This window comes from Deinococcota bacterium (assembly GCA_030858465.1).
Lineage (GTDB): Bacteria > Deinococcota > Deinococci > Deinococcales > Trueperaceae > JALZLY01.
In genome coordinates this window covers 1-8,170 of record JALZLY010000360.1, presented here as the reverse complement: position 1 = coordinate 8,170, position 8,170 = coordinate 1, and the positions used below count along the sequence as shown (strand labels likewise).

The 8,170-nt window shown below is 60.6% G+C and carries 11 protein-coding genes; 4 read left to right on the top strand and 7 right to left on the bottom strand.

Annotated features, from left to right (window positions below):
- From M3498_17625 to M3498_17600, 6 genes are all read right to left on the bottom strand, one after another.
- The coding region (locus M3498_17625; GenBank protein ID MDQ3461086.1) for a dihydrofolate reductase family protein at positions 1-259 on the bottom strand (259 nt) is incomplete at its 3' end.
- 15 nt (positions 260-274) lie between these two features.
- The gene (locus tag M3498_17620) at positions 275-850 is read right to left on the bottom strand and encodes a dihydrofolate reductase family protein (protein MDQ3461085.1); all 576 of its coding nucleotides are present in this window, start codon (positions 848-850) and stop codon (positions 275-277) included.
- A 144-nt stretch (positions 851-994) separates the two neighbouring features.
- Complete coding sequence (locus tag M3498_17615) at positions 995-1,918, bottom strand: VOC family protein (protein MDQ3461084.1); 924 nt, start codon at positions 1,916-1,918, stop codon at positions 995-997.
- Positions 1,919-2,033: 115 nt separating this feature from the next.
- A complete protein-coding gene (locus M3498_17610; GenBank protein ID MDQ3461083.1) occupies positions 2,034-2,891 on the bottom strand; it encodes an alpha/beta hydrolase in 858 nt (285 codons plus the stop codon).
- Positions 2,892-3,324: 433 nt separating this feature from the next.
- Complete coding sequence (locus M3498_17605; GenBank protein ID MDQ3461082.1) at positions 3,325-3,771, bottom strand: VOC family protein; 447 nt, start codon at positions 3,769-3,771, stop codon at positions 3,325-3,327.
- A 16-nt stretch (positions 3,772-3,787) separates the two neighbouring features.
- Positions 3,788-4,174, bottom strand: a complete 387-nt coding sequence (locus M3498_17600; GenBank protein ID MDQ3461081.1) for a VOC family protein — start codon at positions 4,172-4,174, stop codon at positions 3,788-3,790.
- A gap of 147 nt (positions 4,175-4,321) precedes the next feature.
- On the opposite strand from M3498_17600, the gene M3498_17595 reads away from it, so the two are divergent.
- Complete coding sequence (locus M3498_17595) at positions 4,322-4,585, top strand: type II toxin-antitoxin system HicA family toxin (protein MDQ3461080.1); 264 nt, start codon at positions 4,322-4,324, stop codon at positions 4,583-4,585.
- Positions 4,585-4,914 carry a type II toxin-antitoxin system HicB family antitoxin gene (locus tag M3498_17590; protein MDQ3461079.1) on the top strand — a complete coding sequence of 110 codons (330 nt, stop codon included), beginning with the start codon at positions 4,585-4,587 and terminating at the stop codon, positions 4,912-4,914. Before M3498_17595 ends, M3498_17590 begins: the two co-directional genes overlap by 1 nt.
- Positions 4,915-5,038: 124 nt before the next feature.
- On the opposite strand, the gene M3498_17585 is transcribed toward M3498_17590, so the two are convergent.
- Positions 5,039-5,980 carry an AraC family transcriptional regulator gene (locus M3498_17585; protein ID MDQ3461078.1) on the bottom strand — a complete coding sequence of 314 codons (942 nt, stop codon included), beginning with the start codon at positions 5,978-5,980 and terminating at the stop codon, positions 5,039-5,041.
- 388 nt (positions 5,981-6,368) lie between these two features.
- Here M3498_17585 and M3498_17580 point away from each other — a divergent pair, with 388 nt between their 5' ends.
- Together M3498_17580 and M3498_17575 are read left to right on the top strand one after the other, a co-directional pair.
- A complete protein-coding gene (locus M3498_17580; protein MDQ3461077.1) occupies positions 6,369-6,692 on the top strand; it encodes a lipopolysaccharide assembly protein LapA domain-containing protein in 324 nt (107 codons plus the stop codon).
- A 1-nt stretch (position 6,693) separates the two neighbouring features.
- Positions 6,694-8,170: DHHA1 domain-containing protein (locus tag M3498_17575; protein ID MDQ3461076.1), on the top strand; the 1,477-nt coding region annotated here is incomplete at its 3' end.

Below are 8,170 nucleotides of genomic sequence, written 5' to 3'. Positions count from 1 at the left end.
CTAGCGTGCGCGAAAAAACGATTTTAGGGGTGGTGTTTACAAAATCGGCAACCAGCTCGGTTTCTGTCGTTACCGTCGGCCAATACTGCGAAAACATGCTGTACGTCTCCCGCCCGAGCAAGATGGTGTCGATAGCGTCCGCAGAGCGCAGAAAGTCCTCATCTACACTTCTGTCAGCCACGATGAAATCTATTTCGCCGCTCGAGTCGGCTGCGAAACCGTCCAGCGTGACGAAGTTTTGAAGGATGACCTTTCTCATGCAGCTTCTCCTTACCTAATTGCCTTGGTGCGATTTAACAACGCGGAATTTGAGATGGGTTCTACCGGCAGGAAGCTCCACCACCTTTATTCGTTCCAGTTGAAGCTGTTCGGTCCCAGTATCTTCAAAGAGCCGGAGACCACCGCCAAGAAGCACGGACATGATGTCAATATGCAGTTCATCAGCGAGCCCTGCTTGTAGGCACCGGCGGGTGACATCTGCGCCACCCACGATGGAAACATCTTTGTCACCAGCGGCCACTCTAGCTTGTCTAAGGGCGCTTTCTAGGCCGTCGGTCACGAAGGTGAAGGTTAATTCAGGAGTCTCTTTCGGATGCTTTTCCGGAACCTCATGAGTAAGAACAAATATCGGCACCTGAAACTCGTAATTACCCGCGTAGTCATCCGGGTCCTTTGCCATAGCGAAGGTATTCCGCCCCATCACCACCGCGCCGGTATTCTGTATGGACTCCTTCAGAGGCTCGGTGTCTGGCAGCGTAGCAAGGTCGTGATACAGTGCGCCCACACTGCCCCTAGAGTCATTGATGTATCCGTCCAGTGAGATTGTCATGCCTAAAATCACTTTTCCCATGCCGATTCTCCTTTTCCGTTCAGGTGTGGTTCTGCGTGAAGCTATGCGCGCCTTCAGCGCCGATAGAGTTGGATGAGGTTGCCGCAGGTATCATCAAAGACGGCCTCGAGACCTCGGTAGAGAAGGCTTGGAAAACGTTTCACTTTATCCTTGTGCGTATGCCCGCTCGAGCGCCGCGATGTCGAGTTTCTTCATCTGGAGCATGGCCTGCATGACCCGCTGCGACTTCTCGGGGTCGGCGTCGCTGAGGAGCTTGGGTAACGTCGTAGGGACGATCTGCCACGACACCCCGAACTTATCCTTCAGCCAGCCGCACTGCTCCGCCTCGGGATGTGCCGAGAGCGTCTCCCAAAAGGTATCGACTTCTTCCTGCGATTCGCAGTTGACGATGAACGAGACGGCCTCGGTGAAGGTGAAGTCGTGCGTTAGCGAGCTGTCCATGACCGTGAAGGTCTGACCCTCAAGGCTGAACTGAGCATGTTTCACGGTCCCTGCCGGTTCGCTCTCGTCGGCACTGTAGTGAAAGATGCCGGTGACACTCGAGTCCCCGAACACTGAGGTGTAAAAGCGCAGCGCTTCTTCAGCCCTGCCGTGCTGCTTACCGACGAAGAGCAGCGACGGGGTGATACCTGCTACGCCGGGTACATTGGTTTGTCTCACATCGTCGCGTTTGCCGAGTGCAATCTGCCAAGAGAGGCCGTACTTATCAATAAGCCAGCCGTATTTCTCGCTCCAGTCATACGCTTGGAACGGCATGAGCACGCTACCACCCGCTGCAAGCTTCTCCCACAGCGCGTCAACGTCTGCTTCGCTCCCCAAGGTGACGAAAAACGAGATGGCGGGCGTGAACTTGAAGTGAGGCCCGCCGTTAAGCGCTACAAAGTCTTGTCCGGCAAGCTGAAAGTCTACTGTCATGGCGCTGCCCTGCGGCCTGCCGGAAGCCTCCGCTGCGGCCTTGTCATAGCGCGCGACCTCGCTCACCTTTGAACCCTTAAAGAGTGAGGTGTAGAACTGCACCGCTTCTTCAGCTTGATCGTCGAACCACAGGTTGGGGGTGATCTTTTGCACCGTGTGCCTCCTCATGAGAGTTACTGTGTTGGCTTCTCCGCTTGCGACGAGCGCAGCGAGGAGAAAGTCGGATTCATATCATCGTTAGGCGGCTTGGCCGTCATTGGCGCTCGTCTCAGTCCTCCTGCTCCGTCTGTTCGGCCCAGCTCTTCGTCCCGCTCTCTCCGCTCAGGAAGGGCAGCACGGCCCTGACCATCGCGGGCGCCATGAAAATTTCGTAATGCGTCAGGTCGGGCAGGATCGCCAGCCGGTTCTGCGACATGTTCTCGCGCATCCAGCCAGCGTCTCTCAGGCCGCCGCCGAGAAGCTGGTAGAACTCAACAATGTGTTCGGGCCGGAACATGTCGCTGTCGCCATAGACGAGCATGACCGGCATGGTGAGTTCCTTCGCGTCATCGGCCCAATGGTAGGGCGTCCGCATCAGCTCGCCCATTCGGTCGAGCAATTCCGGGAACTCGTCCGGGTTCGGGGCGACAGCCGCATAGGACCGATACATGGGCGTGTCCTTCATCATCTCCGCCATGCCCGCGCCCACCTGCGCCTGCTGTGGCAGCATCTCGGGATAGTATCCTTCCTGCGCGAAGCCGGCTGAAACAATCGCCAGCCGTCGCACCATCTCGGGGTGCTGCACGGCGAGCCGGAAGCCCACCCCGGCACCGAATGAATATCCGAGTACGTCAACCTCCTGATGGCCAAGTTCGTTTAACAGCAGCGCCATGTCGTCACCAATATCGATCAGGCTAATCTTGCGATCACCCAGCGGTGTACGGCCGTGGCCGTGCAAGTCAACGGCGATCACGCGCCGGTCTTCCACCAACATCGGCAGCACCGGCCCAAACATCTCGATCGACCCGAGTCCGCCGTGGAGCAAGAGCAGCGGCTCACCTTGTCCGTGAATCTCGTAGTAATAGTTGACGCCGTTGGCTTCGACGCGGCCACTCTCAGCGGGCTCGAGTTCGGTTGCAGCTTCCATAGCGGTCCTCTCCTCTTGTGCGTGAACGGTGGTGGGCACGGCAAGAGCTGCCGCAGCAGCGACGATAAGGGCGATGGTGCCAACCGTGACCCATCGAATTCCTCCTTTGATCTCTGTAAGGATTTCTTCTCGGTCGTGCATGATCGTTCTCCAATCAATGATTTGCATGTTGAACGTGCGCTGTCATCTACTTTCTGCCTTCTGGAGCCTGTTCTATAACATGTGCCTCCTCGTGAGCGTTATTTCCTTAGCCTTGCTCCACTCCTCGAGCGTGACGTTGATGGGGATGGAAACGTAAGATTCTCCTCTGTGCGTTCTGCTAGTTTTAGCTCCGTTGTCGCCGTCATGGTTTCTTTCTTTACGCGAGGCCGATTGCGTCTAGGGAGTTTCGGAGTTGTGCTACCGACACCTCGGTTGCTGGTCATGTTTATCTCTACGAAGTGCCGGAGAAGCTCGCGTCCCCGGTGTAGTCCACCATCCACTGAACGCCAAACTTGTCGGCGCAAATGCCGTACTTCTCGGCCCACTCGGTCTTTTGCAGGGGCATCTCGATTTGGCCGCCCTCTGAGAGTGCGTTAAAAAGCCTTTCCGCTTCTTCTGCGCTTTCGGCCTCGAGAACGAGGTAGAAGTTGTTCCCGACCCTCAAGGACTGCCCCAGGGACTCCAGCGTGTCCGTCCCCATGAGCATGTTGTCCTTGCCGAGGGGCAGCGCGATGTGGGCGATCTTGTCCTGGTCCTCTTCGGGTACGTTCATCGCGTTGTCGGAAAGGTCCCTGAAGCGCATCACGCTGAGAAACTCGCCACCGAACACAGACTTGTAGAAAGCGAAGACCTCTTCGGTGTTGCCGCCAAAGTTGAGGTAGGGGTTGACTTTTTTCATGGCAAGGTCTCCTTTTTTACTCACGGACTTCCTGATGCAGCGTGAAGGCGTTGCCGTCGGGGTCTTTGAAGGTTGCGAAGATGCCGAACGGGGTGATGTCGGGCTCGCCCTTAAACGACACCCCTTGTGCCTTTAGGGTCTCAAAGGTGCTCGCCATGTCGTCTACACTGAACATCAGGCCGCTGTTGCCGCCAACTTTTTCCGGGCTCCAGCCGCCGTAGCCGTGGGTGAGGATGAGGGCGGTGTCTGAGCCTTTGGGTACAACCTCTACCCAGCGGTGTCTCTCCTCGTCAAAGGGTTCGTCAATGCGCTTCTCAAAGCCGAGTTTGTTCACGTAGAAGTCGATGGCTTGGTCCAGATCGTTTACAAAGATGGGAGCCGAGTACAGCTTGGTGATGCTCATGTCCAACCTCCTGAGTGAATGTTACCGAAGGGTGAAGGGGATTGCTTCTCGAAAATTGCGCGTTTAGGCGGCGTGCGGTAAAAAGCTCGAGGATTGGGACTAGCACAGCCCGCCTGCTTACGGTTACAAAATCAGTTACAATAAGACATGGGCAAGCGTAGCAAACGGCTCGAGCGGCTCCGCACCCGACCCAACGACTTCACCTGGGGCGAGCTTAGAACCTTGCTCATCGGCTTGGGTTACGAGGAGGAGAAAGGCGGCGGCTCGAGGCGTAAGTTCTTCCACCCGGTAGCGCCGAACATCAGCTTGCACGAGCCACACGGTGGACGCACCTTAAAACGCTACGCTATCGACATCGTGAAGGTGCCCTGTGAAACGGGTATCGAAGCGCTCGACGAAGGAGGTTTTTGATGGAGCACAGAGGTTATTACGGTAGCGCACGGCTCAGCGAGGAGGACGGGGTATTTTGGGGCAAGCTCGAGTACATCCGCGATAAGGTGGTCTACGAAGCCGACACCGTGACCGACCTGCGCGCCGCCTTTGTCGAGGCGGTAGACGGTTATCTTGCAAGCTGCCAAGCGCGCGGGGTCGCGCCGAACGTACCCTTTAGGGGGTCGTTCAACGTCCGAACCAGCCCCGATCTCCACCGGCGCGCGGCGCTGCACGCCGAGAGGAGTGGCAAGCGCCTTAACGCCGTGGTAAACGAGGCGCTCGAGGGCTACCTTAGCACGCGTAGCTAGGGAAGGGGTGCACCGCAAGGGTATAAAGTTCCGACCGAATCCCGTTGGCTATCCGGCTGTTTCCTTGACCAAATGACCCGCGCAAACCCCTAGCTATGTGCCCCAAATGGGGTATTAGACGACTTTACCGAAGGGCGAAGGGGGATTGCTTCTCGGTGGCGCGCAGCGAGGTGGTGCGGTAGAGGGCCGGGGAGACGCCTAAGCGCGTTTTGAATAGCGTGCTGAACGAGCCCAAACTTTCAAAGCCTACATCGAAACAGACGTCGGTCACGCTGCGGTCGCTGTTCAGCAGCAAGAGACGGGCGTGCTCGAGCCGTCTTCGTTGCACATACCGGTGAGGCGTCTCGCCGTAAACCTTCTTAAAGAGGCGCAAGAGGTGGTGCGGTGAGAGGGCGGCGGCAGCGGCGATGGCGGCGAGGTCGATGGGCGTTGTGAAGCTCGCCTCGATAAAGTCTCGAGCGCGCCAGAGCCGCCGATAGAGTTCTACTCGGGTGGCGTGGCGTACGGCAGGGAGTTTTAGGGCTTCACGGTAGACACCTTGGTGGAGTTCCAAGAGGCGTTCTAAGAGGGGGTGGAAGTCGTTCTCGAGGTCGTCCTGGCTTGCCCCGATATCCTTAAATCTCCTCTGCAATTTCCCTAGCAGCGACCTTAGAACGGGGTCGTGGGGGTAAGTTCGCTCAAAAAACCTAACGGGTTCGGGTGCGCCTTCGGGGTCGTCAAGCAACCGCTCGCTCGGCGTGATGAGGCTCGCCAAGACCTCGCTGGCAAACCCCGTGCGAAACATCACGGTGAAGACCTCGGTGCCTTCGTCTACCGCGTGGGCGTGGCGTTGTCCGTCGTTGAGGAGAAGGTAGCGTTCCTTGGTGACGGCAAAGCGGGCGCGCCCGACCTCGTTGACCTCGCAGCCGGAAAGGACGGTCTTGATGGAGAGGGGGCTCACATGCTCGGGATAGAAGACCGCTTCTGCGCATGCCTGTACCACCATGTTGGGCCAGCCGAAGACCTTGCAGGGCGCGTTCATATCGACGCCGCGCCGCTGCGGTTCGCCGTAGTCGCGCAGAATCATCCTGTTGACTCTCGCTCTAGTGTCATGCGCAGATAATACCTTAAATATTAAGGTATTGCAAGATGTGTTTCTCGCCACACAACTTGCCCGATTCTAACGTTTTCCGTTACTACCCTACCTTTACGTCCATAACGAGATTTTAGGAGTGCTTCATGACATAACTCACCAGCCCTTCCGAGAGCTGCAAGATGGCTGTGGCTGTCGTGCAAACCCCGTGTCGGGCCTGCTTCTCGGGTCACGGTTTTTAGAGCACAACACCTGCACGTCACAAGCTCACCCCTAGCTTGGCTGATGCAGGGCAATACCGAAAGCAGTGGGGGTGAAGCGGCCGAACGGGAGATTTGCCGCCGACCGCAAGGCCGCGTTAGACTGAACCTCGGAGGTGCGGGTGAAACTCGTTGTTGTCGTCTTGATGCTGTTGCTGGGTCTCTATCTCGTCTGGTTGCACAGCTTGAACCCGCAGCTCCTCAGTCTGCCGCTGCTCGGCTCGCTGCCGCCCGCGCCAGCAATCCTGGCCGCGCTTCTCCTGGGCGCTGCTCTCGCCTGGGCGCTCTTGCTGCCACGGCTCCGGCGGCTCGGGCGCGAGAAGCGCGCGCTCGAGGAGCGACTGAAGGGCCTCGAGCGCGACTTGGGGCTGAGCGGGTTTCGACCGCCGGACCCCGGCGAGCCAGTCATCCCCGACCGCACGCTGAGCCTCGAGGACCTGCGTTAGCATGGCCCAGCCCCAGCCCCTCGCCGACCCCGCTGCCGACCCGTTAAGCCCGCGCTGGCTCTTGCGCGCGCCCGCACCGCCCGCCGAGGTCGCGCGGCTCTGCCGCGAGCTCGGCCTGCCGCCGGTCTTGGCGAGCCTGCTCTGGGCGCGGGGCTTTACCGAGGGCGCAAGCGAAGCGCTCCACCCGCCGCTCAGACCGAGCGCGATTCCCTCCCTGGACGAGGCGGCGCAGCGGCTCGAGGCGGCCCTAAAGAACGGCAAGCGCATCTTGCTGCACGGCGACTACGACGCCGACGGCATCACCGGCACGGCGGTGCTCACCTTGGGCCTGCGCGCGCTCGGCGGCCGGGTCACGCCCTTTATCCCCAACCGCCTCGAGGACGGCTACGGTATTCACCCTGACCGCGTGGCCGAGCACGCCGCCACCGCCGACCTGTTCGTCACCATCGACTGCGGCATCTCCAATCTGGCCGAGGTGGCGGCGCTGCAAGAGGCCGGCGTCGAGGTCATCGTGAGCGACCACCACAGCCCGGGGGAGAAGCTCCCTGGCTGCCTGGTGGTCCATCCCAAGCTGGCCGGAGCGGCGGAGGCTCCCGCCCTGACGGGCTCGGGCGTGGCCTATCACCTTCTCTGGGCGCTGCACCGGCGGCTCGGCCTGGAGGCTCCGCTGGACTACAGCGACCTCGCCACCATCGGCACCATCGCCGACGTGGCGCCGCTCTTGGGTGAAAACCGCGCGCTCGCCTTAGAGGGCTTAAAGAGGCTCGCCTGTTCGCGCTGGCCGGGCGTGCGCGCCTGCGTCAGCCGCAGCCTGGCGGGGCGGGCGCCAACCGCCCGCGACGTGGCCTTCGTCATCGCGCCGCGCCTCAACGCCGCCGGCCGCCTGGGCGAGGCCGAGCTCGGCCTGGAACTCCTCACCACCGCCTCCGAGCGGCGCGGGCGCGAGCTCGCCGCCTATCTGGACGCCCGCAACCTCGACCGCCGCAAGGTCCAAGACGAGATGCTCGAGGAAGCCCTGAAGCTCGTGGACCCCTCGGCCCCGGCGCTGGTCTTAGACAGTCCCGGCTGGCACCCCGGCGTCATGGGCATCGTCGCCAGCAAGCTGCTCGAGCGCTTCTACAAGCCGGTCTTCATCATGGCGCAGGGCAAGGGCTCGGTGAGGTCGACGCCGGGCATCTCGGCGGTGGGAGCCCTGGACAGCGCGCAAGACCATCTCACGCGCTACGGCGGCCACTTGCAGGCGGCGGGCTTCACCCTCGAGGAGGGCAAGCTGGGCGCCTTTCGCGAGGCCGTCTGCGCCTACGTCGGGCGTTTCGAACCAGCTCAGCCCAGCGTCCTCATCGACGCCCTCTTGCAGCCCGAGGACATCACCGCCGACCTGCTCGCGGCCATCGCCCGGCTCGAGCCCTGCGGCGAGGGCCACGCCGCCCCGCGCTTCGCGCTGACGGGCGCGCCCGTCAGCGCTCGCGCCGTGGGTC